The sequence below is a fragment of the Sinorhizobium fredii USDA 257 genome (genome assembly GCF_000265205.3).
Classification (GTDB): domain Bacteria; phylum Pseudomonadota; class Alphaproteobacteria; order Rhizobiales; family Rhizobiaceae; genus Sinorhizobium; species Sinorhizobium fredii_B.
Genome location: NT_187151.1, coordinates 26,297 through 51,584, shown reverse-complemented (window position 1 = coordinate 51,584; position 25,288 = coordinate 26,297). Strand labels below are relative to the sequence as shown.

Annotated in this window: 21 protein-coding genes and 2 pseudogenes; 10 read left to right on the top strand and 13 right to left on the bottom strand. The window is 58.5% G+C overall.

Going from position 1 to position 25,288, the window contains the following annotated elements; all coding sequences use genetic code 11:
- Position 1: 1 nt before the first annotated feature.
- The 9 genes and pseudogenes from USDA257_RS31565 to nolB form a co-directional block, all read right to left on the bottom strand.
- On the bottom strand, positions 2-280 hold the full coding sequence (locus USDA257_RS31565) for an EscS/YscS/HrcS family type III secretion system export apparatus protein (RefSeq protein WP_014857565.1): 279 nt from the start codon (positions 278-280) through the stop codon (positions 2-4).
- Complete coding sequence (gene sctR, locus USDA257_RS31560) at positions 277-945, bottom strand: type III secretion system export apparatus subunit SctR (RefSeq protein WP_014857564.1); 669 nt, start codon at positions 943-945, stop codon at positions 277-279. The genes USDA257_RS31565 and sctR overlap by 4 nt, the downstream gene beginning before the upstream one ends.
- The gene (gene sctQ / locus USDA257_RS31555; RefSeq protein ID WP_034859390.1) at positions 938-1,993 is read right to left on the bottom strand and encodes a type III secretion system cytoplasmic ring protein SctQ; all 1,056 of its coding nucleotides are present in this window, start codon (positions 1,991-1,993) and stop codon (positions 938-940) included. The genes sctR and sctQ overlap by 8 nt, the downstream gene beginning before the upstream one ends.
- Before the next feature lie 46 nt (positions 1,994-2,039).
- Positions 2,040-2,576, bottom strand: coding sequence for a hypothetical protein (locus tag USDA257_RS31550; protein WP_014857562.1), 537 nt, complete (start codon positions 2,574-2,576; stop codon positions 2,040-2,042).
- A pseudogene (gene sctN, locus USDA257_RS31545) lies at positions 2,552-3,906 on the bottom strand (type III secretion system ATPase SctN). The gene USDA257_RS31550 and the pseudogene sctN overlap by 25 nt, the downstream one beginning before the upstream one ends.
- Entirely contained in the window at positions 3,903-4,529 is a 627-nt protein-coding gene (gene nolV / locus USDA257_RS31540; RefSeq protein ID WP_014857560.1) for a nodulation protein NolV, read from the bottom strand. Before nolV ends, sctN begins: the two are co-directional and overlap by 4 nt.
- A 1-nt stretch (position 4,530) precedes the next feature.
- Complete coding sequence (nolU, locus tag USDA257_RS34910) at positions 4,531-5,169, bottom strand: nodulation protein NolU (RefSeq protein WP_015633406.1); 639 nt, start codon at positions 5,167-5,169, stop codon at positions 4,531-4,533.
- Positions 5,166-6,035 (bottom strand): nodulation protein NolT, encoded by an 870-nt coding sequence (gene nolT / locus USDA257_RS31530; protein WP_014857558.1) that lies wholly within the window; start codon positions 6,033-6,035, stop codon positions 5,166-5,168. The genes nolU and nolT overlap by 4 nt, the downstream gene beginning before the upstream one ends.
- A gap of 9 nt (positions 6,036-6,044) precedes the next feature.
- Positions 6,045-6,539, bottom strand: coding sequence for a nodulation protein NolB (gene nolB / locus USDA257_RS31525; RefSeq protein WP_014857557.1), 495 nt, complete (start codon positions 6,537-6,539; stop codon positions 6,045-6,047).
- Between the two features lie 155 nt (positions 6,540-6,694).
- On the opposite strand from nolB, the gene nolW reads away from it, so the two are divergent.
- From nolW to nopL, 9 genes and pseudogenes are all read left to right on the top strand, one after another.
- Positions 6,695-7,399, top strand: coding sequence for a nodulation protein NolW (gene nolW / locus USDA257_RS31520; protein ID WP_032490256.1), 705 nt, complete (start codon positions 6,695-6,697; stop codon positions 7,397-7,399).
- Positions 7,400-7,680: 281 nt separating this feature from the next.
- On the top strand, positions 7,681-9,471 hold the full coding sequence (gene nopX, locus USDA257_RS31515) for a type II secretion system effector nodulation protein NopX (protein ID WP_014857555.1): 1,791 nt from the start codon (positions 7,681-7,683) through the stop codon (positions 9,469-9,471).
- Between the two features lie 184 nt (positions 9,472-9,655).
- A complete protein-coding gene (locus USDA257_RS31510) occupies positions 9,656-10,084 on the top strand; it encodes a ParB N-terminal domain-containing protein (RefSeq protein WP_014857553.1) in 429 nt (142 codons plus the stop codon).
- Positions 10,084-11,435: pseudogene (locus USDA257_RS31505) on the top strand (Y4yA family PLP-dependent enzyme). The gene USDA257_RS31510 and the pseudogene USDA257_RS31505 overlap by 1 nt, the downstream one beginning before the upstream one ends.
- Positions 11,436-12,446 carry a PLP-dependent cysteine synthase family protein gene (locus USDA257_RS31500; RefSeq protein ID WP_014857550.1) on the top strand — a complete coding sequence of 337 codons (1,011 nt, stop codon included), beginning with the start codon at positions 11,436-11,438 and terminating at the stop codon, positions 12,444-12,446.
- Complete coding sequence (locus tag USDA257_RS31495) at positions 12,443-13,582, top strand: NAD/NADP octopine/nopaline dehydrogenase family protein (RefSeq protein WP_014857549.1); 1,140 nt, start codon at positions 12,443-12,445, stop codon at positions 13,580-13,582. The genes USDA257_RS31500 and USDA257_RS31495 overlap by 4 nt, the downstream gene beginning before the upstream one ends.
- On the top strand, positions 13,582-15,468 hold the full coding sequence (locus tag USDA257_RS31490) for an IucA/IucC family protein (RefSeq protein ID WP_014857548.1): 1,887 nt from the start codon (positions 13,582-13,584) through the stop codon (positions 15,466-15,468). The genes USDA257_RS31495 and USDA257_RS31490 overlap by 1 nt, the downstream gene beginning before the upstream one ends.
- On the top strand, positions 15,465-16,679 hold the full coding sequence (locus USDA257_RS31485; RefSeq protein WP_014857547.1) for an MFS transporter: 1,215 nt from the start codon (positions 15,465-15,467) through the stop codon (positions 16,677-16,679). The genes USDA257_RS31490 and USDA257_RS31485 overlap by 4 nt, the downstream gene beginning before the upstream one ends.
- A gap of 257 nt (positions 16,680-16,936) precedes the next feature.
- Complete coding sequence (gene nopL, locus USDA257_RS31480) at positions 16,937-17,953, top strand: type II secretion system effector nodulation protein NopL (RefSeq protein WP_014857546.1); 1,017 nt, start codon at positions 16,937-16,939, stop codon at positions 17,951-17,953.
- Between the two features lie 549 nt (positions 17,954-18,502).
- Here nopL and USDA257_RS31475 read toward each other — a convergent pair.
- The 4 genes from USDA257_RS31475 to USDA257_RS31460 all read right to left on the bottom strand — a co-directional run bounded on the left by USDA257_RS31475 (position 18,503) and on the right by USDA257_RS31460 (position 22,451).
- Positions 18,503-19,525 (bottom strand): IS110 family transposase, encoded by a 1,023-nt coding sequence (locus USDA257_RS31475; protein WP_014328393.1) that lies wholly within the window; start codon positions 19,523-19,525, stop codon positions 18,503-18,505.
- Between the two features lie 218 nt (positions 19,526-19,743).
- On the bottom strand, positions 19,744-20,310 hold the full coding sequence (locus USDA257_RS31470) for a CpaD family pilus assembly lipoprotein (protein ID WP_014857545.1): 567 nt from the start codon (positions 20,308-20,310) through the stop codon (positions 19,744-19,746).
- A 9-nt stretch (positions 20,311-20,319) separates the two neighbouring features.
- On the bottom strand, positions 20,320-21,747 hold the full coding sequence (locus tag USDA257_RS31465; protein ID WP_014857544.1) for a type II and III secretion system protein family protein: 1,428 nt from the start codon (positions 21,745-21,747) through the stop codon (positions 20,320-20,322).
- Between the two features lie 23 nt (positions 21,748-21,770).
- Positions 21,771-22,451 (bottom strand): response regulator, encoded by a 681-nt coding sequence (locus tag USDA257_RS31460; RefSeq protein ID WP_014857543.1) that lies wholly within the window; start codon positions 22,449-22,451, stop codon positions 21,771-21,773.
- A 1,694-nt stretch (positions 22,452-24,145) separates the two neighbouring features.
- On the opposite strand from USDA257_RS31460, the gene nodD2 reads away from it, so the two are divergent.
- Positions 24,146-25,084: a transcriptional regulator NodD2 gene (nodD2, locus tag USDA257_RS31450; RefSeq protein ID WP_014857540.1), complete on the top strand. Its 939-nt coding sequence runs from the start codon at positions 24,146-24,148 to the stop codon at positions 25,082-25,084.
- The last annotated feature ends 204 nt before the right edge of the window (positions 25,085-25,288 follow it).

Here is a 25,288-nt window from a genome sequence, read left to right as displayed (position 1 = left end):
ACTAATAGCCGAGTGTCATTGCTGGAAACTCGGTAAAGATCTGGTCCGCGAGCTCGATGAGCGGAGCGCTCAGCACAGGCGCAAACAGGCCAATCACCGCGACAACGACCAGGAGCTTCACAGTGAGTGGCAGGCTTTCATCCTGGATCTGCGTTGCTGCCTGGATGATGCCAATGGTTAGGCCAACAATCACCGATGCAATGAGCGGTGGCAGAATCCAGATCATGAAAACCACCAGTGATTGGCTCATTAGACTAACAATACTGGATCCGGTAATCATAAAGCTCCCGGCATCGTATAACTGAGCACAAGTCCGTGCATCAATCTTGACCAGCCATCAATAGCGACGAACAAGAATAGTTTGAACGGGACAGCTATAATCGTCGGGGATACCATCGACATCCCCATGGCCATCAATATCGTCGTGACGATAAGATCAATGACGATAAAGGGTAGATAAAGGAGGAAGCCGATTTCGAACGCGCGCTTTAGTTCTGATATCAGAAAAGATGGAACAAGAATGGCGAAATCATCTGCTGTGACTCTAGCGCGCATTTCCTCAGGCCAGACCTTTTCCGTCGAGGAGAGGAAAAATCGCCGCTGCTCTTCGTTTGTGAACTTCTTGAGATGTTCAAGCAAGGGCTGACTTCCTGCTTTGGCGGCTTCAGCCCAGTCGTCGAGCGATTGATAACGGAGTCTCGGATCTGTTATCCGATCATAGGTCTGCTCAGCAATGGGTGCGCTGACGAACATGGTGAGGATAAGTGCGGCTGCGTACAGCACTATGTTAGGTGGTATCGTCTGGGTCCCGAGTGCGTTGCGGACGAGGAACAGAACAACTGATACTTTTACAAACGCCGTGGTTGTGACGACCGCTAACACCAGCAAGCCGAGTGCCGCGGTTATCGCAAGAAGGGCCAGAATTGCCGGCTGCATTTCAGTCATTGCATGCCAACCTTCCACGGAGTCTGATGCCCAACTCATCTCCGATGCGCACGATGTCGCCACGTCCGATACACCGACCATTGGCAACTATGTCTACAAGGCCATCGATTGGCCGCCCAAGTTCAAAAACATGCCCATCGCCGGCACTCCTCAAATCGCCCAAAGAGATGGGCCAGCGGCCGCATTCAAAGACAAGCACGATCTCTATGTCATCGAGATCGGCATCCGACGGCCTTAGTTGCGATTCGGTTTCTGTCATATGCGCATACTCCAAGGGGCGTGATTGCGGGCGGAAAGGTCCCCGCAGGACTAGGTGGTCGCCCTCAAGGTCTGCCCTGGTCCATAACTGACCCACAGACAGAGCGATTTGGCCACGGCCGAACGGCGATATGTCTGGCAACAGAGCATCACCGACGGATGCTTTTCGAAGGAGCGCCGCCGAAGCTCGAAGCGTGCCGATCTCACCTGCAATTATGACCGGAAGGTCTGGGGAAAGCTCGCGCGGTTGCCGCGGCAATTGGCCAAGCAGTTCGGCCAGCGCGCGGAACGCAAACGGCACCAAGCCATCAAGAGGCGAGAAGAGGGACAGGCGACCCTTGCCACTGACCGAGCCGAAGACGATCTCCAGTTCCACATAAGGAGCCAATGTTATGGCTTTACCCACGCGAAGGAGATGCAAGGTCCGGTTCGTCTTATCCTCCAGTCGAGCGATAAGCGGCTCGAGCGCAAGTTCGAGAATGAGCGATGCAGTTGGCTCGGTAGGAAAAGCAAGCCCGCTCTGCACTGTCGAGACGAGCGCCTCTACAAGCGGTCGAGAGAGCGACAAGACGACCGTTTCACCTCCCAAATCCCAAATGCAGTCAAACATCGGAATGGCAGAAGACTCGTGTTGCCAAACAAGTCCTTCCATCGACACCGAAAGTGGTTTGTCGCCGACACGGCTCTGAAACGGCCCGCGTGAAGCCGCTATGTCGTTGATCCACGCGACGACCTCGGGGGACAGTGTCAGCGCTGGTTCGAATATGGTGCGTCTGGCCACGCCAGTCATCAAAGCGGATCTTAGGTGCACGATGCGGTCAATCCGAAACTTGCAGTTACCGGAACTCGTTGCGTGATCTCTGGGCGAGCGAACCCCTCCCATACCGCAGTAATATCTCGTCGTCGGCCTCTATCTCACCTGCGGCTTCAGAAAGAATATCGACGGCGCGCCGGAGGTCATCCTGGATCTGTTGCCATTTGTGCCGTGCTTCCGAACGCTTCACCAACAGGGCCTTTGCCTCAGACGCCGCTGTCTCGGCCTGCTCTTGAGCGATGCGCGCGTCGTCAAGTACCTGGCCTCTGATAGTGATCTCAGCCGCAAGCCGCTCTATATGAAGGTGGTGATGGTCGAGTGCGGCGCTGGACAAGGTGTTCAGCGACGTTAGTTCTTGGTAGAGTTGAGCTTCCTTTCCAGCACGCTGTTGCTGTGCGATTTCAAGCTCCCGAGAGGCATTCTGTGCGGCTACAATGGCCATGTGGTGCTGAGCTTCCTTCTTCGACAGTTTCCTACGGGCGTCGCGCTCGCGCATTTCCTTTAAAAGCCGTAGCCTTGAAGCGTAAGCATAATTCACGAGGTCAAACGCGACATCCATCCGACCGTCTCCTCAAAATCTGATACCTCGTCTTCGCTCTGGCGCAAAAACTCTTTCAACTCACCAATTGACGCGACGGCGCGGTCAGTAAGGGGTCGCCGCCTTGCTTGTATTCGCCGACGTTGATCAGAAACTCGCACTCTGCATAGCGCGCGAGGAGATCACGAAAGAAGGATGCTGCCTTGCGATGCGTCTCAGAAACGACCGCATCCATAACTCGGCTGCGACTCTGCAGCACGTCGATAGCTGGGAAATGGGATCGCGCCGCAAGAGCGCGTGAGAGGACGATATGTCCGTCGACAATGCCGCGCGATTCCTCGGCGATCGGATCGCCTGTGCCATCACCTTCGACAAGCACAGTATAGAAGGCTGTGATTGAACCGCGCTCACCCATGCCGGCGCGCTCCAGCAGGCCTGGCAGTGCGGCAAAAACAGAAGGAGGAAAGCCCCGCCGGGTCGGCGGCTCTCCCGCAGCAAGACCTATCTCGCGCATCGCACGGCAGAAGCGCGTCAGCGAGTCCAACAGGAGAGCGACACGCAGCCCTTGTTCGCGAAAGTACTCCGCCAGGGCGGTCGCCATAGGAGCACATTGCGCCCGCTCCGTTGCCGAGCGATCGGAGGTCTCAACCACAACTATCGCACGGCGGAGGCCTTCCTCCCCAAGATGCCGCTCTACGAATTCACGTACTTCGCGGCCACGCTCGCCTATCAGCGCGACTATGACGACATCGGCGGCAGCACCTTTTACGATTTGTGATATTAGCGTCGACTTGCCCCCGCCAGGCTCGCCATAAATCCCGATCCGCTGCCCCTCACCGCATGTGAGGAGACCATCGAGCGCGCGCACCCCAAGCGGGAATGGCCGCTCAACCATGCGCCTCGTCATTGGATTGGGCGCCCTGCCGTGCAGCGGACGAACTTCGGTGGTTTTAACTTCGCCTTTGCCGTCGAGTGGACGGCAGCGGCTGTCGATCACACGGCCAAGCAAATCGGGGCCGATCGGCACTTCACGCATTCGTCCAGTGGAGACGACTTCCGCGCGGCTGGACAGACCCGCCAAGCCTCCGATCGGCGTGAGCAGCACGCCATTGTCCAACAAGCCGATTACCTCTGCTTCGAGCGACAGACCGGTTCGCGTATCCTGCAGCAGACAAAGTTCCCCAATCCGAGCCTCTGGCAAGACGGCATGGATCAGGGTACCAACAGCCCTCGTGATCCGTCCTCGCACGACGCGCGTATCGATTCTCTTTGCCGTGGACCACAAAGACGAGATCGCTGGCTCGAGAGGAGTCCCCTCAAGGCTATTATGCTGTGGTACCGGAGTGATCACAGTTCTCCTTCTTCAGAAAGGTACTCGAAGCCAAGGCGCAGCGCGCGCATCTGCGCATCAAGTCCAAGAGCGACGTTGCCATACTCGCTCCACAGCACACACTCTTGCGGCGACAACGTAGGATCCGTTTCAATTCGAACCTTCGGCCGCTTCTCCCGTCCGTCGCAACCGGCGAACTCGCGCGCGAGCATATCGACTTGCGTGGCACACACATGAAGGCAAACTTCTTCCGCGCCGTTGTATCTGCGCTCAATCGCGTGACGAACAGCCCTCACCAACAGCTCACCCGGATTGAAAGCACCTAAAAGATCGCTCAGTATCTCTATGACAAGCTGTGGCAATTCCTTTTCCAGAACTGCCTTTCGTTGCGCTACTTCGGTGACTGCTCGTGCAATCAGCCCTGACATTTCCTCGGCGCCTGTATTCAACCCCTCGGCGTAGCCGCGGGCCCGCTCCCTCTGATAAGCGGCGCGTGCCCAGGTACGGACCCGCTGCTGATGCCGTTTTGCTGCGGCAAGCGCATCTCCAGCGCTGTGCCAGATATTAAGCTCACTCGCGGGTATCAGTGGCCCCAATGGGCGCATCTGCGGCGCGACGGGTGCTGCTGAAATGTCGGCTGTCATATCACGGGCTCTCCATCTCGAAATGGGCTATCACGAGCGAAAACAACCCGCTTGAGGCACCATCGTGCTCAGGCGCCGGGTTCTCCGCGGCTGTACCGAGCGGCAAGCGTAGAAGCACGCGGTTCCGCTCAAGCGCTGGTCTTATGTTGAGCCAAGCACCAAGACAAGCATGTCCATCGTGTTCTATTTGCAACGCGAGTTTTTCCGGATCAGAGATCAATTTGTCTGCGATAGCATGCGCCAGATGTCGGATGCCAAATGCGTGCGCATCAGCGCCAATACGTTCAACGAGACGGGCGAGGTCACGCTGAGAAACGACTTTCAGAAGCGAACGGGCATGCCAAATACTTCCGGCAAGAAGAGCAGCGCGACGAGGATCATGGCCGCGCAGGAGATCGGGCCCCCATCCGATTCGGTTCCAATCCATGTCATTGCCAAGCAGCAATTCTGCCAGTCGTGGCTGAAGCCTCGCACACTTCTGCAACTGCACCACTGTCGCAGCCGACAACTCCGGATCGAGACGGGCGGCAAGACGCGTCGGATGGGTCGACGCAGCAAGCTCGCTCCTGGGAACGGAGTGCGATTGGAACGAAACATCAGGTTGGGTATTTTGTATCGCTATCGGCATTGGTAATTTCACCTACGCCCTAGCGCCGGTATCTTTTTACGAATAGCCGCGAGAGCGGAAACACCGGGGCGCTCCTGGACTCTAGATAGTTCGCCAGTTAATTGCCTGCGCCGATGCCCAAGAACGATGAACAAGAGGTAACACGTCACAGCGAACACTGCAGCGCCAACACCCACCGCGACAGCCAGGAGCGGCACTGGGATAGGCCTAGATGCTTGAGCCAAGTCAGGCTCCAGTAAAGACCGTTGCTCTTGTGCGGACCTTTCCACCGGCACCAAAACCACTTCTACCTTGTCGTAGGCCAAGCCTTCGATGCTTTCGGCGACGAGCATCTTTATCTTAGGCAGCAGAGCTGGGAGATTCGTTTTGGCGTCGTGGCGGATAAAAACCGAGGCCGATGACGGTGTGTCGCCTGCTCGCAGCAGGTCGTTATGCGGCAGTACCACATGAACACGCGCCGAGAACACGCCATCGATATCGCTGATTGTATGCGACAACTCTTCGCTAAGGGCATAAACGTAACGTGCACGCTCCTCGGTCGGTGATGCAATAAGGCCCGAACCTTGGAATATTTCGCCAAGGTTCTTGAAAGATTGGCGCGGCAGCCCCTTGCCATTCAGGAGCTTGATTGAGAAGGCGAGCAACTTTTCGTCGACCTGGATTGTGCTGGTGCCATCCTTACCGGCCACCCGGACCGCATCAACCCCGTTGTCCATCAGAAGCGCGAGCATCTCATTCGCCTCGCGCTCTTGCAACTGGGTATAGAGATCGACCTTGCAACTGCTCAGAGCCAGGAGAAGTGGCAGCACGACGAGGCGAAGCGGTCGCCGGCCAGACGTGTCGCTGCTCGTTGTGTCGCCATGGGCTGAGCCGAACATGCGCGCTACTCACCCTTCCTTTAATAGTTTGTTTACGGATGAGGTGATGCCGCTGATACCCTTCGAAACAAGAGCAACTTGGGTCACGCCATTATAAAGATCCCGCAGACCGGCAACCATCACGTCAAAATCATGCCCCCCTTGCGGGATTCCCAACCTTTCGGTGCCCGCCCCATCTTCGACAGGGAGCTTCTGCGACGGCCCGGGCGGAGCGCCGCTTATAAGGGCCGCCTTATGGTTGGGCGCGGCAGCAGCAACTATACTATCCGGGCAAATCGCAGAAATCGTCTGCAGCACGCGGTCCTTCAGCGGGCTCGTTGGCGCCGCGCGGTGAACGTCCATCGGCGGAGAAATAGGCGCCGTCCTCACTGGCGTTGAAGCAGTATCGTTTTTCATCGAATCAGCCGCCTGTGCCAGAGCACGCTCAAACTGAGCTTGCTCGCCGAATGACGATGACGCGACCCTGGGGAGACTGTTAGAGATTGACGTGACAGGCAGCATCATGAGAAGGACTCGATTACTTAACTCTTTGACGTGGAACTCTAGCGAGGCGAGCTGACGACACGCTGACTACCGGCAGCGTCGCTTGCCCATTGAAGAGTGATGTTAGTCGAGTTGAACCGCATGGGAGATTTTCAGATTTGGTTTATCAAGACGAGATGCCGACAACGCCGATCCCATTCACACCGCTTCATATGTTTAGGAGACTGCTCTGTGTCGGGCTTTTTCTATTTGCCGGAATCCACACAACCCTCGGGGCCACCCTGCCGCTCCCCTCGACCTCCTATAAGTATACGGTTCTAGATCAGGATCTCTCTGCCGCGTTGCAGGAGTTCGGCAACAACCTGAAAATCAGTGTTAACATCAGCGCAGAGGTGAAGGGGCGGATTCGCGGGCGTATACCGGAGTTGTCACCGCGCGAGTTCCTCGACCGATTGACCGATCTCTACGATCTCCAATGGTATTATGACGGGGTTGTGCTCTATGTGTCTGCTGCAAAAGAAGCACAAACTCGGATGCTTGTGTTGAGTTCAGTTCACTTTAGTGCTTTCAAGCTCGCCCTCGATAAGCTTGACATCTCTGATGAGCGCTATCCGGTGAGACCCGCGCCGGGAAATGGCCTGGTCTTAGTGTCCGGCCCGCCGCGCTTCATCGCGCTCATCGAGCAGACGTTGAACGGTCTACTGGCAGTGGCGCAGGCGCAGCCTCGCGCAACCGATACGCCCGCCAGGGAATCTGTGATGGTACTGTTTCGGGGCTCCTCCACCACGGTCGTCCGCGGCGGGAGACCGGAAGTCTTTTATACTTCTGAGATGCTGCCAGAGAACGACGATGGCGGGAAGGCTGAGCTGAGCAAGAAATGAAATTCAGACTTTAGGATTAGCACCTCACTGCGGTCACCTCTTGATTGTTATTCGTCTAAGCCTCGTCAGTTTCTCGAAAGCTAAACCGCTCATGATGTGAATCGGTAGCTCCAACGATGTCGCCGACCATTGTGCCGGAATTGACCTTTGTAGCTAGCATGGAGCGAAGCAATCAAAAAGCATAGTTACTCCAGCGGAGGCTTTAAGATTGTCACTTCGTGAGCGCAAGCGCCTTATAGAAGGTCCTTGTGGAGGGACAACATCACGTCTGAGGATGCACAATGTCGGCCAGCAACCTTTTACCAATGATCAGCTCTAATCCTGCACAGTTCGCCCAGGCGTCGCTCGCCAAAGCTTTCGCGCCTCGGGTAGCCCAGGGGCAGCAAAGCGTATTGTCCTTCGAAGCGATGCTGTCCACTAACATGCTAGACAGGATTGGTCCTTTAGCCAGTCGGGAGGACCTGCTGCCGCCGGATGCCGAGTCGACCTTGGAGGATTTGCAGAAGGACCCATTGGCCCTGCTGCCCCCCCACATGAGGGCGGCGATCGAATCAATGGATCAGACCCCGCAGTCGGCTGTTGCGATCGACGACCATTATGTCGCGCCAGCTCCCATACAAAGCTCGAGAATTACATGGAACGGTGGATCGCTGACTAAGCCTGAGTTGCAGATTGTCGCAGTGCTGAACCGTCACAAGGATCTGTGCCCACTCAGTTGGGAGTCGCTGGAGGCTAAAGTCAATGATCCCTCTACACCGCCGGATCTGAAAGCGGCAATCGAGGCATTGCTACAGGATCCCGAACTTTTTTATGCAATCGGCTCGCAGGGCGATGGTCGCTGTGGAGGCAAGATCACTGCGAAGGACTTGTCTGAATTTTCCAAACATCACCCACAAGTTGCCGCATTTCAGGAAAGCCAAGCGCAAAGCTACGCGCAGAACTACATCCCATCCGACAGCGCCGAGAATGCCCAGCCATCGGTCATGACCGAGAACGATGCTCTACGGGAGCTTTATCGGTACTCGGAATATCTTCCCAAGAACCTGAGTCTGGCCGACTTCAAGCAGATCGTCGACGGCGAAGCGAAAACAGGCAAATGTCCACCCCAGGTCATTGCGGCGGCTCAATACTTCGTCAGTCATCCGGAAGAATGGAAGAGGTTGTACGGTGGTAATATAGATAAGGTCCACAAAGAGGACTTCCTGCAAGTGGCCTCCTCGTCGATGAGCCTCACACAAGCCGAGTTGGACACGCTCAAGACAATTAACAGCCATCAGGAGTTATTTTTCGGGAGCGGTGATCTCACACGCGACAAGCTGGCGAGTATGGCAGACGACAAGAGCTTGGATCCGAAAGTACGTGAAGCTGCCTCGCAGCTCCTTTCAGATCCTCTTCTGTTCGGTCTGCTAAACAATGCGATTACGGGCTATAAGACTCATCATGGATTTTTCGACTTCGGCGGCGGACATACGGTCGATTCTGGCAACGTCAGCAAAGAAGACTTTGGCCGTTTCTACACAAACATGACTACGGCAAACCGCACCGTTCAGCAGCCAAAGTTCCATGTGCCGGAAACTGAGGCTGCGCAGAACGCTGTCGCAGACATGAAGATGGGCCTGGCGGACCAGCCTGACATCAAGTCACCGAAAAAGAACGGCGGAGCCCTCATGCATGTCGTCGACTCCGTGCTGCGGGTAGGGTCTAAAGTGCTTGACTGGGCTGCAACGGCCGTGGGAGTGCTCAGCTTCATCCCGGGAATCGGACAGGTGGCCGATCTCGTATCCATGACGCTTGCATGCGAGGCGCAAGCCGCAAATCTCCTCCGTACAGCGATTACCGGAGGCAATATGAAGCAGGCGCTGATAGAGGCTGGCATAGGGGTCGCAGCACAAGCAGTCGGCCTTGTCTCGGGACCCGGGGTCAAGCTGGCTATTCGCAACGGGCTCGCAAGGAAGGCGATTGAAGAGGCCGCGACGGCCGGGATTAATCTGCCGCTTTCAATGGCGCAGCACTATGCAGAAGGCTATCTGAACGACCTGAAGGCACGCCTTACGGCCGACCATCCGGCCTAGGCCGTCGGCCTTCCCGGCTAGTTCATGACCCATTTTCCCATGTGGGTATCCTCACCGCGCCTCGCCGGCCGCTGTCGCTTGCACATTTGCGAGCGACGAGGCAGCGAACGCGCAGGAGACTAGACGTGAACGCGGATAATCAAGATATGTGCGATGCGAAAGAGCGAGCGTGAGGCCGGACCGCATGGAACATTGCCCTCTCTCCGCAGCACAATTGATCCCAACAGAAGAGGTGAACCCTGACAGGGTCGATGCACTGCAGGCCCAAATCCTGCAAACAGGCTCATGGACCGTGCCAATAACAGCCGAGAAGGATGCCTTATTCGTGATTGACGACTATCACCGGTTGACGGCTGCGCATCGCCTCCGGCTCACCAGGATGCCGGTGCTTCTTCTCGACAACGATTCGGTGCGGGTAGAGAGTTGGCGCCCAGGTGGGAACATTACTCCGGCTGAAATCTTCGCGATGGCGCGCAGCGGCCGCAAGTTTCCCTACAAGACGACCCGGCACGTTTTTGCCCACGGCTTGCCGACATGCGATGTGCCGCTTGAGCTTTTGAGCAGTCCCACTCCGATGGACATGGCGCCGGTCTTTTCCGCGGGGGCGCTGTGATGACGAAGATCGGCCATGGGCTGCCACCGATTCTGCGATCGGCGACTGCGGACCTTCTCACCAAATACGGTCCTCTTCTTTTCGATTGGGCCGCCCGCCACGGCTCCCCGCTCAATCTGGTCTGGCCGGATGCGTTGCGGGAGAATCTTGCCGCCTTGAAGGGCGTACTGACGGAGCGCCGCGTCGAGCATGCGATCTATTACGGGGCGAAGGCCAACAAATCGCCCGGGCTCATGCAGGCAGCGCTCAGCGCAGGCGCCGGGCTCGACGTCTCCAGCCTCTACGAGCTTCGCGACGCAAGGCGGCTTGGGGCCGATGGTGCCAGGCTTGTGGCGACGGGACCGGCGAAGACGAGCGCATTTCATCAAGCGCTGATCAATTGCAACGCGCTGATATCGGTGGACTCGCCGGAAGAACTGGAGGATCTCATCCACGGTCTGCCGGCAGATGCTGGCCAACAGCCGATCCTCTTGCGTTTGCGACCGAGGGACCAAAGCAAGAGCCGCTTCGGCATGCCGCCCGACGCGATTGTTCATTGCCTCGTTCGGCTTGCCGGCGAAGGCAGGCTCCGTTTCGACGGGCTGCATTTCCACCTTAGCGGCTATCGCCGGGAGACCCGTGTGGCAGCGCTCAGTGAGGCCGCCGACCTCATTGCCGAAGCCAGACGGATGGGATTTTTTCCGGGCATGATCGATATTGGCGGTGGCCTGCCTATCCAATATGTCGACCGAGCCAGGTACGACGCGCATCTCGCGGCGCAGGCGCCCGAGGACTACCGCACCGGGAAAATACCGGACTCTTTCTATCCCTATGGCAGCACTCTTTCAGCAGCCGACTGGCTGCACCGGCTCTTGGAGGCGGAGATGAACCAGGGCCGAAGCGTAGCCGGTTACCTGGCGCGTGAGGGTCTCACGCTGGCGATGGAGCCCGGCCGCGCTCTGGCCGACCAGGCGGCGATCACTGTCTTTCGAATCTCGCGGGTGAAGGCGCTCGGTCCGGATTCGCACGTCATCTTTGCAGCTTCAGCGCCTGCGAAACTTGGTTCGCCTCCGAATTCCTGATCGACCCTATTCTCGTGCCTGCCACCAAGGCGACCGTTCAATCGCCGCCGGTCCGCGCCTATCTGGCCGGCCATAGCTGCCTCGACGAGGACGTCATCAGCAACCGGTGGCTGACGTTCCCGACCGCGCCGCGCGCTGGCGACCTGCTCGTATACGCCAACACCGGCGGCTACCAGATGGACCTCCTCGAAAACGAGTTCCATCGCCATCCCATGCCCGCTCGCTTCTGCGTCATCGAAGACGCCGAAGGGCGGCCCAATCTCGTTCCCGACACAATTGGAGAGGTTTAGATGCTGCACACGACCGTAACACAATTGATCGGCCAGACGCCGGTCATGTCGATCGACGTGCCGGGCCGCAACGCCACCTTGGTTCTGAAGATCGAGAAGAACAATCCCGGCGGCTCGATGAAGGATCGTATGGCTCGCAGCATGGTGATTGCGGCCCTTGAGGATGGGCGCCTCGCTCCGGGCGGCACGATCGTTGAATCATCGTCGGGAAATACTGGCACGGGGCTGGCGCTCGCAGCGCTGGAATTCGGGCTGCGCTTCATTGCCGTGGTGGACCACCATGCAGCGCCCGACAAGATCCGCATGATGCGGGCGCTAGGGGCTGAGATCCGCTATGTCGAAGGCGACTTTCGCGAAGACGAGGTCGCAGTCGTCGAGCGCCAACGCCTCGCAGCGCAACTCGGCGCGCAGCTTCCGGGCGCGCTGTTCATGAACCAGTCCGACAACCCGGCAAATCCGGCAGGCTATACCGGCCTCGTGGACGAACTGGTTGCCCAGCTTCCCGACGGCATCGACGCCTTTGTCGGCTGCGTGGGGACCGGCGGCTCGATGACCGGAATCTCCCAGCGTGTGAAGCGTAACAATCCGGCCGTACGCACTATTGCCGTGGAGCCGGCCGGCTCGATCGTTTTCGGCAAGCCGGGGCACCCCTATTACCAGTCAGGAACGGGCACGCCCGCCGGCGATGAGGTCGGCAAGGTGCTGGACTATGGCTGCATCGACGAAGGCGTGCAGGTGACCGATACGCAAGCCTTCGAGACGGCGCGGTACATCGCCCGGCGCAAGGGACTGCTCGTTGGCGGCTCGACCGGCGGCGCCATCTACAAGGCGCTGGAGTTCATTGGCGCCGGCAAGCTCACCGGCACGGTCGTCACGACGGTTGCCGATGGCGGCGAGAAATATCTTGGCACGATTTTCGATGAGGAATGGATGGCGAAGCGCCGCCTGCTCGACCCGGCAATCGCTGCCCAGTTGGATGGCTGGCTATTCGGAAAGGCGCGGGCAGCATGAAGGTGACCATTTGCGGCGCTGGCCGCACCGGACATTTGAACGCGGTGCTGTTCAAGCAGAACCCGGGCATCGATGTTTCGGTCCTGACCACGTCCGCCACCGTGGCCGCGCGATGGGCGAGCGGGGGCGATCTCTGGCAAGCGGTGACGCGAGACGGTCGCACCCTGAGTGCTAGGCCCGACTACAGCGGAACCGACCCGAGCGCGGCGCTCGACAACGCTGACATGGTCCTCATAACGCAACCCGCCCAGGCAAGATCCGCGCTCTTGCATCGTATAGCGCCGTATTTGCCGACGGATAAGAGCGTCTATATCGGCGCGATTCCTGGCTTTTGCGGCTTCGACTGGCTCGCGGCAAAGGTGCTTTCGGGGCGTGACAATGTGGTGATCTGGGGCATGAAGGACGTGCCCCATATCGCCTATGATCTGATTGCAGGCCAGCGCGTGCGGATGGGCGGCGCCAAGGCAGAACTCTTCGTTGCCCTGGATCGCCGGGAAAGCGCTGCGAGCGCCGCCGCACTGATGGCGATGTTGAATCGCATCTACGAGGCGCCCGTCAACCTGCTCAAGGACTATCTCGAAATCACGCTGACGCCGGGCAACGCGCTGATGCACCCGGCCGTGCTCTACGCGCTCATCGGCCCCGGCGCACCGTGGGAAAAAAGACCGTTCGACGAAGCCCTGTGCTGGTGGAGCGACTGCCCACAAGCAGGCGCCGAGCTCCTGGAAGCTTGCGATGCGGAAAACCAAGCGATCCGCCGGGCGAGCGAGGCACGTCTCGGCATTGATCTCAGCTCAGTGAAGCCGCTTCAGCAGGAACTGATCGAGGCCTATGGCGACCAGATTGGGGATGACCGAACCATGTACACGCTTCTACGCACAAATCGCGCCTATGCGGGCATTCCTGCCCCCCTCGTTCCCAATCCACATGGCCCGGGGCTCGTCATCGATCGCGGAAGCCGCGCCTTCCATGAGGATATCGCTTTCGGACAGGCGCTGCTCGTCACGATGGCAGAACGGCTCGAGGCGACGGTACCGGCGATCGCCAAGACCTATCGCTGGGCGTGCGACTACCACGGCAAATTGGCTGCGGGTACACCAGACTATGTCCCAGCCGACTGGCCGGAGGCCGCCTGATGGACGAGAAGACGCCTTCCGTGACGAATCCCGTCGAGAACGAGGATCTTGCGCTTTTGACGCAGGCATCGCGCAACGCGATCAACCGGCTGGTGCGCTGCCTGTTCGCCGAGCGCCTGCTCGCGCCGAACGCCTTGCTGTGGGCACGCGAAGGCCGCCAGGCCTGGTTCCCCCTCTGGCCCTCGCAGCGCATGCTGCACTTCACCGATCTCAGCCTCGCGCCCGCCGGAACCTTGCGGAACCGTGGACAGATCGAAGTGCTGGACGGCACCGGGGCACGGCAGCGGATCGATGATCCGGCCGCCCTGATGCGGGAGGTTGCCCCCTCTCTCGCGATCACGCCCGCTTCTGACGGACTGGAGCATTTGCTGCGCGACGTGGACAACAGCATGCGCAACGACATGCTGGCGCGCCGCGAGCGCGGGCGCTGGAGCGCCAGGCTGCGCCAGGAAATCGCCGAAGCCGGTGCGCCCGGCTTCCTTGCCTATCTCGAAAGAAGCTTGCCGACGCATTTGGCCGCGATGACCCTCGACCAATGGGGCGCGCTCGAAGGCCACCCGTTCTATCCGACCTGGAAGGCCAAGCCCGGCCTGGCGGCGGAGGAGGTCGCCGCACTGTCCCCCGAGTTCGGCGCGCGCGTGCCCCTGCGCATTGCGGCGCTCCGCAGCAGCTGGGCCTACGTCGAGAAGATGCCGCATGTCGGAAGCTATTCGGAATGGTTCGCTGAGAACTTCCCGGATCTCTCGCGCGATTGGGCGGAGGGCCTGAAAGCGCGGGGCCAGTCACCCGAGGACTGGCTGCCTCTGCCGGTCCACGCCTGGCATCTGGAGCACTTCGTGCGCCGCGAATTCGCGGCAGAGATCGAAGCCGGCATTTTCGATCCTGACGGCCCGGAGATCGTGACGTTGCCGTCCATGTCGTTTCGCACGATGCTGCCGAAGACCGAGGCGCCAAGACCCTTCATCAAACTGCCGGTTGCGATCTGGATGACGAGTGAGCAGCGCACGCTGCAGGCGAAGTCGATCCATATGGGACCGCGCCTCAGCACGCTGATTTCCGACATTGTGTCGGAGGAGGATGACCTCAGGTGCAGGCTGGAGATCCTTACTGAAGAGCTTGGGGCGATTCTGCGTCATCCCGAAACCGGCGACGAGCATCTCGGCCGCTTTCTTTGGGTGGTCTATCGCAAGGCCGATGCTCTTGCCCGTCGAGATGGCCTGCTGCCGGTAACCGTCGCCGCGCTTCTGACCGCTGGCCCTGTCGACGGCCGGCCACTGATCTGCGAACTCATCGGAAAAAGCGGCGACGAGAGCGAAGCGGCGATCGCTGTGTTCTTCCGGCTCTATGCTCGCACCGTTGTCCGACCGACTCTGGCCATGTATCTCCTCTACGGCATTGCATTCGAGGCGCATCAACAAAACAGCACGGTCCTTTTCGATGATCGCGGCCTGCCACGGAAGCTCTTGATCCGCGATTTCGGTGACGGCCGCAGTTTTGCACCGCTCTTCACCGAACGCGGTTATGAGCTGCAGCCGTTCAGTCGAGGGGGCATCCTGCCAACCACCTTCGACGACGATATCAGCCTCGTGCGCTCGTTCCTCATCAATGCGTGCTTTGTCTGCCATCTTCACGAGATCGCCCTTTGCCTGACCGAGCAATATTCGGTTGCGGGTGACAGCCTTTGGCGCGTCCTCAGGGAAGAAACGGAAGAGGCGTTCGAGACGTTGCGGCCGCGCATGCTCTCGGATGCGTTCTGGCTCGAGGAACGCCAGGCCTTCCTCGAACGGCCCTGGCCGGCACGCTCGGTCCTGCGGATGCATCTCGAGCGCTATCGCGACTACCGCATCGAGCACCAATTGCCCAATCCGTTGGCGAGTGCGGAATGACCAGGACAGTCGCGGTCCTGCGCGGTTTCGGACCCGACTTCGCGCTGCTGTTCGGACTTCAATTCATCTCCATGGGCGCCATGGAGATGAACGGTCCCTTCTGGCCGATTCAGATCAAGGCATTGAGCCCCTCGGACAGCGTCTTTGGCCTCGCGGGTATCGGCGTCTACGTCTGCCCGATGCTCGGCGTATCGCTGACGAGTGCCTTTTGGGGACGTATGGGCGACCGGTACGGCAATCGCCTGATGATGGTCCGGGCCTTGCTGGGCCTGGCGATCACGCAACTGCTCGTCGCCTTCGCCCAGGATGTCTGGACCATTCTGGCGTTGCGCTTTCTGCAGGGGGCCTGCGCTGGCTATATCGCTCCGGCCCAGGCCTACGGCGTTGAGGTCACCGGCGGGCGCGATCGCGCCCGCCTCTTCGCCTGGCTGCAGGTGGCGACGAATGTCGGCTCGCTGGGCGGCGCTTTCCTCGGCGGGCTCATCCTCGACGCCTTGCCTTTTGCGGCCGTCAACCTCACCGCCGGGGTGATCTGCGCATTCTGTGCCGCAGTCGCCTGGACAAGCCTGCCGGTTCCACCAGGAGGAGCGGGACTCACGAAAACCGCGAAAGCAACAACAGTCTCTTGCGCGCCTTCCACGGGGGTGTCCGTGTTCGGACTACTTGCTCTGATGGGATTGCTGCTTGCGAGCAGGATGGTGCTGCAGGTGCCCTTTTCCCTCTATATGTCGGAGGTCTACGGCTCTCAGCATTGGATCACGGGATTGAGCTATGGCCTTCTTGCGCTCGGCTTTGTGGTCGCAGCGCCGGTGTGGGCCCGGACCTTCGAAGGGCGAGAGCCGTCTTTTGTGCTCGGATGTAACGTGCTGATCGCTGGCGGATGCTTCGTCGCCACCGGGCTCGCTGGCTCGACCCGTGCGATAGGGCTGTACGCAGCGCTCTATTTTGCCTGGGGCGCGCTGCTTGGAGGAACGACACCGGTTCTCCTGTCGCTCGTCTCGGCCGCGACGCGAAGCGAAAGGCAGGGATCGGTCCTGGGGCTTGCGCAGACCTGCCAGCAGGGCGCTTCGGTCGTCGGGATCATTGCAGGAGTCGCCGCCACGCAACGGTTTGGGCTCAAGGCAGCTTTCCCGCTCGTCACGGGCCTCTACGGCCTGTCTTTTCTCGTGGCGCTCGGCCTGTGGCTGAAGGCGCGCCAATCACGTCGGTAAAGAAGAAATATCGTGTTGAAACATTGTCTCTTGGCGCGTGCCATGTTGACAGCTGTTGTCTCTATCATCCTGGATCTGTCGACGGGCTTCGCCAGCGACGCGACGTTCGAGCGAACATAAGTCCGGTCTTCATTCGGTCCATCTGATTGTCAGCTTCTCGAAAGGTATCTCTCTTACAATTGCAGGGCGAATTAGACGGTGATGCCGCCTCCGCATCGGAAAGGCTTGGGGCCTCCATATTTCAAAGGAGAAACAGGATGGATATCAATTCAACCCGCCCACTAAACGCAAGCCCACAGCCCGACTCTCCACCACCCGCCAACGAGAGTGCATTTGCGCATCAGCTGAGCGGATTTCAATATAGCCCTCCACATGCCGCTGACTCACTATTGCCGCAGGTTGAAGCCGATTCCCCATATTTGGACACCGGGCATCCCTACTCGCAGTATTTGGATTCGGCATATCCTTATCCATCACCTTGTGAATGGCAGCATGACCTGTATACCAGGACTAGGGAAAGGTCTCCCCATCCTAGCGAGCAGCGACCGCATGCTCGGGTGCTACAGGACGCGCCCGAACACGACCAGGATCAGCACGTGGAAGCCGCGGGACCGCGAGCTGGATCATGGCAAGTGGGGCCATCACGATCTGGACCGTCGCAAGCCGGGCCATCCTCGTCCGCCACCCCACTGAACGCAAGCCCACCGCCACATGCCACCGACTTAGAAACCGAGCATCCCTACTCGCAGTATTTGGATTGGGCGAATCCGTCATTGCTTGATTGGCAGCATGACCTGCATACGCGGGCTACAGCTTCTCCCGCGCCACTGACCGCTGAGAGGGGAAAGTCTCCCCAGCCTAGCGAGCAGCAACCGCATGCTCGCGCGCTGCAGGTGCCCGAATACGATCAGGATTTGATATGGCAGCGCGTGGATGCCGCGGGGCCGCAAGCTGGACCGTGGCAGGTGGGGCCATCACACTCTGGACCGTCGCAAGCCCGGCCATCGCACGCTTGGCCGTCCTCGTCCGCAGGGGCCGAGCCGACTGAACTTTCTGATTTCGTTATGGATAGCGGCGTTCGTGCGTGGGACCACTGGTTCTTAGCTCCTCACATGGCCTCAGAAGACCAGATGAGCATGCTAAGAGCCACGGGGCTAATGCCAACCGCAGAGGTCCCGACAACAACGTTTTTGATGATGGGCATGCCGCACGTTGCCGAATTCCGAGGCGAGGGAGTTATTCGCATCAGGCCATCGCTGGATTTTGACATTTGATCTGCGGACTCGGGTGCGGGCTTTCCTGCAGAGTAGGCGTTCACGATCGAAGCGCACAGCGTATGCCCGCAGCTGACAGGGGCAGGAATTCTTAGCACCCCCGTCTGACAGGCGCCATACGTTACAAGCGTCAAGATATTGACGCCAGCCAGACCTATATACACGTCGACTCAGCTTCGTATCGGCGAGACTGACGTACCGACCCTCTAACTGGCTGTCTGGGCGTCGATCGATCTTGCTTATGCACAAGCGCCGATAGGGGCTCAACAATTTCCGTGCCGACTGACACCCCGGCAAGTGATCATATGTGGACGCCCCCTATGGCAAGGGCTTTTTGTCGGGTGGTTTGATCGGTTGCTTTCATATGTCCGGCCTGTTTGTGCGGTATGAAGTTTGACCGCTGGCCCTGATGGAAATCCGCCGATGAGGACCCTGATCAAGCTGGCGCGCGTTTGAAGCGCATTGAATCAGACGGGTTGGCCTCACCATTGGCTCGATCGTTACACATCATCGACTGCCGTTACCAATTCCGGTTCTCTGGGATTGAACTCAGGCGATCATTTCATGGGCCCGATAGGCTTCCTTGCGGGTCAGCACGACCCATGCGATCCGCGCGAGTTTATTGGCGAGGGCAACGGAGACCAGCCTGAACGGCTTTTTCTCCAGGAGCTTTCTGATCCAGTTCGCCAGGGGCGTTGCCTTGTCCTTCGTATGACGGATAACGGCGGTGGCGCCGACGACGAGCAACCTCCGCAAGTATCGGTCTCCCTGCTTGGAGATGCCGCCGAGCTGGGTTTTTCCTCCGGTCGAACACTGCTGCGGCGTCAGGCCGAGCCAGGCGGCAAATTGCCTGCCGGAGCGGAATTGCTCGGGATCGGTGACGGTGGCGGCGACCGCCGTGGCTGTGACTATGCCGAGGCCGGGGATAGCGGAGAGCCGGCGACTGGCCTCGCTGTCGGCATGCCAAGCGAGAAGTTGCTGATCCAGCGCAGCGATCTCATCGGCAAACACCAGGATCTGCCGGATCAGAATGTCCAGCGTGGTCCGGGCATAGGAGGGCAAGCTGCTCTCGCCAGACAGCGCTTGCTGCGCCAACTTTGCCAGATTGGCAATGCCTGGATTGGCGACTAAGCCGAGTTCAGCCAGATGCGCCCGCAACGCATTTGCGACCATGGTGCGTTGGCGAACGAGCAGCGACCTGGCGCGATGCGTCATGAGAATGCTCTGCTGCGCCACCGTCTTCACAGGCACGAACCGCATCGTCGGGCGCTGCACGGCTTCGCAGATTGCCTCGGCATCCAGCGCGTCGCTCTTGCCGCGTTTGACATAGGGCTTCACGTAGGATGGGGGAATGAGCCGGACCTCGTGCCCCATGGCGGCGAGCGTCCGAGCCCAATGGTGCGCTGTGCCACACGCTTCCATTCCGATTAGGCAGGGTGGCAGCTTCGAGAAGAACGGCAGCATCTGCTTGCGATGCAGCCGTTTCACCAGCACGGTTGCGCCTGTCTCATCGACACCATGCGCCTGAAACACGCTCTTGGCCAAATCCAATCCAACGGTCGTGATCTGCATTGTCAACGCTCCTCTTTTGCTGCGGGTAACTGGCCGGCATCATAGCGGCAACCGCCGGCGCGGGGGCGTCCACATCATCATCCCATCCGATCTCGCCACACTCTAAGTGACTGCAACCGCGGTAAGTCGGGAGCGCCGCGCCGCTCATGCGAATCGAGTGCGTTGAGGGGACACCCAACCCGGATGAAGCGATCATCGGGAACAGTCGCGTTCCTGGCTCATAAGCCACCTTTACCCGTCGAGGTCCTGTAGGTGGTAACTGGTATGGCCGCCCGATCACCATCGCTGGGCTTGACAAATCTATTGCCGAGCAAATCGCGCGGATCGTTGATCATTACTGCCAGATTATGGCTCGTCGAACAGCCGATCGGCTGGTCGAAGAATTCGTCATTAAGTAACTGGCTGGAAAGCGACCGGCAGATTGGAGGGAGGGCATGATAGACAACGGCCTCTACCCGCAGCTGCCCGCGGTCATTTTGGTCAAGCAAATGGATGTTGGAAGCGCCGATGCCCATCTGTCTGGCTTGATGGACTGCCTCTGCGCTGAGCCGGGACGACCCGCTGATAACGAGGTGAAGGGCATCCCTCCGGCCGCGACTGGCCTTCCATAGGAAGGCAAGAAGACGCTGCTGTTCGGAAGCGTGAAGGCTCTCCAACTTCAAGACGGTGGACTCCTGTCGGACAAAAATCGGTGTCGATTGCTCGACATAGATCGGTGCAGTGCTTGTGCAGCCTGCTAGGCTTGCTGTCAAAGCGAGCAGGTGAGCTATGATCCGCAACGTCATTCGGCAACACTATTCGATGATGAAGCCGAGATCGCCCTTGACGCTTGGCGCGTCGGTGCTGATAGCAGCGCGGGCTCGCGGCGGAGTGCCCAAAGCCGGAGCCATCCGGTCCGTGGGTGCGCTCATTTGGTTGGGGTTGGAGCCTGGCCTGACGATGTAAGGCGTAACCAAAATAACCAATTCCGACTCCTCCTTTTGAAACGAGGACGAACGAAACAGAGCGCCAAGGATGGGTATTCGGCCAAGCCAGGGAAATGCACTGATATCATTGTTGACGTTACGCCTGATGAGACCGCCAATCACGAAGCTCTGCCCGCTCGCGAGCTCGACGACTGTATCGGCACGCCGCGTGGAAACTGCCGGCACGGCGATCCCGTTGACTTGAACGGCACCTTGTAACGATAGTTCACTGACTTCCGGCTTTACGTGAATGTTGATTAGGTTGTTGTCGAGAACAGTTGGTACGAATTCAAGACTGACGCCGAAGCGGCGAAATTCCACCGAGGTTTGCCCATTTTCCTGCAGGACAGGAATGGGAAATTCGCCGCCGGCGAGGAAGCTGGCAGTTTCACCCGACATAGCAGTGAGGTTCGGCTCAGCCAAGACGGAAGCTATGTGCTCCTTAGCAAGCGCGTCGAGAACCGCGCCGACGCTGACAGCATCATTGTCGAATCCGATTTCTGCTGTACCGCCGCTACCAGTTGCCGAACCAAGTCCAGCACCTCTGTTTAACACACCCACCTTGAAATTGCCGAATTGACCGAAGGCGGACAAGTTGATGCCGAGTGCCTTCAGACTGCTGCGGGAGACTTCCGCTACGCGCACACTGAGATTAACCTGCAAAGAGCCGGCGACCTTGATATTGTTGACGATCGGCGCACCGTCACCGAGAAATTGCTCAGTAACTCTTTTTGCAATGTCAACGACTTCGGCATTGGGCGCTGTACCGCTGAGGATTGCGCCGCGTGGCGTATAGCTGACGTGGATCGGGTAGTCGCCGACCTGGTCTCGCAACATGGCACGCAAATCCCCGATCGGCTGCGTTACTACAACATGCAACTCGGCGAGAGCCTCGCCATTTTCGTCCAGAGCGAATAGGCTGGTCCGACCGAACTTCTTGCCAAAGACGAAGATCGTTCTATTGGAGGGTGCCTGATAATCAGCAATTGTTGGGTCGGCCACAAAGATGGTCGCGGCTGGCGCGGGCAAATGAACTGTCTTGCCCAGCGAAGAGGAAAGGTTCAGCGTGGCGTTGATGCTGTTGGGAGCGGCACGAGGCACCGCTTCATCCCCGTTGTTTTCGGCAGCGGCGGACATAGGCGACAACAGAACGAGCGCGTAGAGAAGATTGCTCCAGTATGGAACAGTTGGCCTTGAACCGACGATGGGGGTCGGCCATCGATCGGCGCTAGCATGACCAGTTGGAGTGGCTTTCAAGGCAGTCCTTCCTTCAAATTCGACTATGCTGATGACGCGTCAGTCAATTCAAGAACGTAGCCAATGCCGCGCACGGTCCTGATCCGCAACGTGGCACCTGACCTACTGAGATACCCGCGTAAGCGGTAGATTCCGGCTTCAAGCGCGTTGCCTGAAACTTCGTCGTTGAACGAATAGAGTTGATCTTCCAACCGCGCACGCGGCACGATGCGACCCGCGCGGTTAAGCAGATGCTCTAGAATGCATAGTTCGCGACGTGCGATCATTAACGGATGACCGTCAACCGACACCTGTCGGCCGATCGGATCGAAGTGGAGGTTGCCAAATTCAATGATGGGGCAAGTGATCTGTGTCGATCGGCGCAGAAGGGCCCGCATTCTGGCGATGAGCTCATCCGTAGAGACGGGTTTACGGAGAAAATCGTCCGCGCCACTATTGAATACCGAAATTCGTTTCTCGAGATCGTCGAGCCTGCTCATAATGACGGCAGGAACTGAATACCCGTCGCTCCTTAGCTGCCTCAGCCAATCCAGTCCATCGCCATCTGGCAGTACCAACTCCAGCAGAAGAATTTCATAGCTCGCTGAAAAAAATGCGCTCGACGCCTGTTCCAGCGTGCCAACTACATCAACGGCAAAGCCGCCGTCACCGAGCGCGCCTCGGACCGCGCGGGTAAGATCCGTATCCACGAGCAACGTTCGCATTTCATTCTCCTATCAAGGCAGGACAGCCAATTGAGCACGTCACCGCGGACTATGACCGGGGTGACAGCAGTACCGCGCGACTGATCGCAGTATTCGTACCCGCTCCTTGCGAGGGCTAATCGAAGGAGCATGTAACCCAAACACCTGTGATAGCGGGGGCGAAGGTCTGTTGACGAGCAGAAATACACCGGTCGGCGAGCCCATGATGCCAAAAATACACCTGCGATTTCTCTGCGCATTGATATGCCCTTACACCTTCATTAGATCAGCCTTTGCCTTAAGAGAAACTGATTGAGCAAATCGATTCTTCGGATCGAAGGCATCTGCATCATGAATGCATTTCGCTACATTTACTTCGGGGGTCGAGCTGTCGTCGCACACTGCTCTGCCGTTACATGAACCACTCAGGCTGAACGGCGAGCTCCGGTTCGATCAAGGATCGCGAGACGAACACTGATGGACATCCAGAACACACTAGCGCGAATGACTATTACCCAATCCTAAATTCGCTGGAAGAAGTTTTGTGGCTGTACATGAACAACGCCCTAACCCCTCCGCGTCAGCTTTCTGTCAGCCAGGCTGATTAACAGCAGCAGTAGATATTGGGCGCAGATTTAATGGTGCTCTTCGGAAACCAATGTGGAGTGGGGCACGTCTGGCATCAATGGCTCATCACATCGGATCAACGTTTGGTTCCGACGCGGTTGAAGTGAGGCGATTCGCGGCGAACTAAGAAACTAGGAGCAAGCTGGCATACAAAAAGGCTTCGCGGGTGTGTCGCCTGCCGTCTGCAGTCCGCGATGTCAAGCTCCTGAAGGTTCAATCAGGAGCTATTCGTCCTCTGCGAAAGTGAGAGGTCGGGCGTTTTACTCCATGTGTGGGTCAGGACTCGTCGGCTGGCAGCACTGATCCTGGAAAGAGTTTAGAACCATATCTCAAGCGCATGGCGGGATATGAACTTTGCATAGCGCGACCGGGTCGATGCGGCACTAGTATCCGCCATCGCTTCGTCTGATTATCAGAAAGATGCCATTGATGCACTCAGGAAAGTTCCAGCCAGGCGGCACGCCCGCACAAGACAATGTGATCCTGGGCGGGTCGTCCTCTCCTGATCCTGCTGCCGAGACATTAACCCGACGCGTCGATCGGGTTGAGGAGGTCGGCGTCGCTAAAGAGGGTCGAACTCAAGGTCTTTGCTGGCACGCAGGAGTGGTTCATTGAGGCGATGGGCGAAGAGTTCCACAGCCGCGTGCCAGATCGGCTCGAAAACGGCGGACTGCCCGGAGCCACTGATGCACCCCAGCAGATTGGAAACCACGTCCGAAATTGAGACCGCCCGCAAAACCAATATCGCATTGAAGAACAGGCTAACCAAGCCGGAGGATCACTCCCTTATCGGGGATCAGCTGGTCACCGACGTCAGCTCTCGAAAGTGCCGGGGTCCGGGTTGCACACCTTTCTCATCAGCACGCTGGAGAGGCCTCTGCAAGCCGAAGTTTTGTCCAACGCACCACTCATTTGGTGTGTCGAATGTGGTGGGATAGTCCCACGCTCTTTACGGTACTCGGGACGGAGTGCGCTCCACTCCCTCATGTTCTTCTGAGCAGCGGGAACAAGGCAACGGCGCTCACTCTGTAACATCACTGAAAACTACCTGTTCTATGAGGGTAGAAACGCTTTGGTTGAATTAAATAATGCGTTTTAAGGGACTTGATCTTAATCTGCTCGTAGCGCTCGATGCTCTGATGACAAAGCGAAGCGTTACCGCAGCTGCTCGCAGTATCAACCTCAGTCAGCCGGCCATGAGCGCCGCCATCGCCCGCCTACGCACCTATTTCGGCGACGACTTGTTCACGATGCGAGGTCGCGAACTTATCCCAACTCCGCGTGCGATAGCGCTCGCCCCCGCAGTCCGCGATGCTCTGCTGCACATCCAGTTCTCCATCATTTCTTGGGATATGTTTAACCCAGTTCAGTCGCAGCGACGCTTCAGGATCAGGCTTTCCGACGTCATAATGCTGGTGTTTTTTGAAAGAGTCGTGAAGCGGCTGGCGCGAGAGGCGCCTGGCATCGGCTTCGAGTTGCTGCCTCTCACTGAGGATCCCGATGAACTTCTCCGGTACGGTGACGTCGATTTCGTGATCCTTCCGGAATTGTTCGCGTCGAGCGATCATCCAAAGGCGAAACTGCTCGACGACACGCTGGTTTGCGTAGGTTGCCCCACTAACAAGCAGTTAAAACGGCAGCTTTCTTTCGAAAACTACGGATCGATGGGTCATATTGCGGCTAAGTTCGGACGTACGCTAAAGCCCTCCATCGAGAATTGGTTGTTGCTTGAGCACGGTCTCAAGAGGCGCATCGAAGTCGTCGTGCCGGGATTTAGTCTAATCCCGCCTTTGCTGTCGGGAACCGATCGCATAGCGACCATGCCGTTACGGCTGGTGGAACATTTCGCAAAAACAACGCCGCTGCGGGTCGCCGAACTTCCACTGGCACTTCCACCATTCGCCCAAGCTGTCCAGTGGCCTAGCCTACACAACAGGGATCAGGCGAGCATCTGGATGCGGCAGGTACTACTACAGGAAGCGTTGCACATGACAACTCCGCGTGATTCAGTGGAATATCGACCCTAGTCGTTCGCAGCCGCGGATTTGACCGGCTTTGAGACACCCTGCTCACGATCAATGTGCCGCCCCGCCATGATCATGAAGCAAGACCCTGGTACACGGCTTCGGCCGCGGAGTGGGCTTTTGTGTGACGATTTGCGGATTCCGACCTGAAGCCGGCCACCATTCCGATCAAAATCCGGCCACCGTTCCGATTTGAAGCCGGCCACG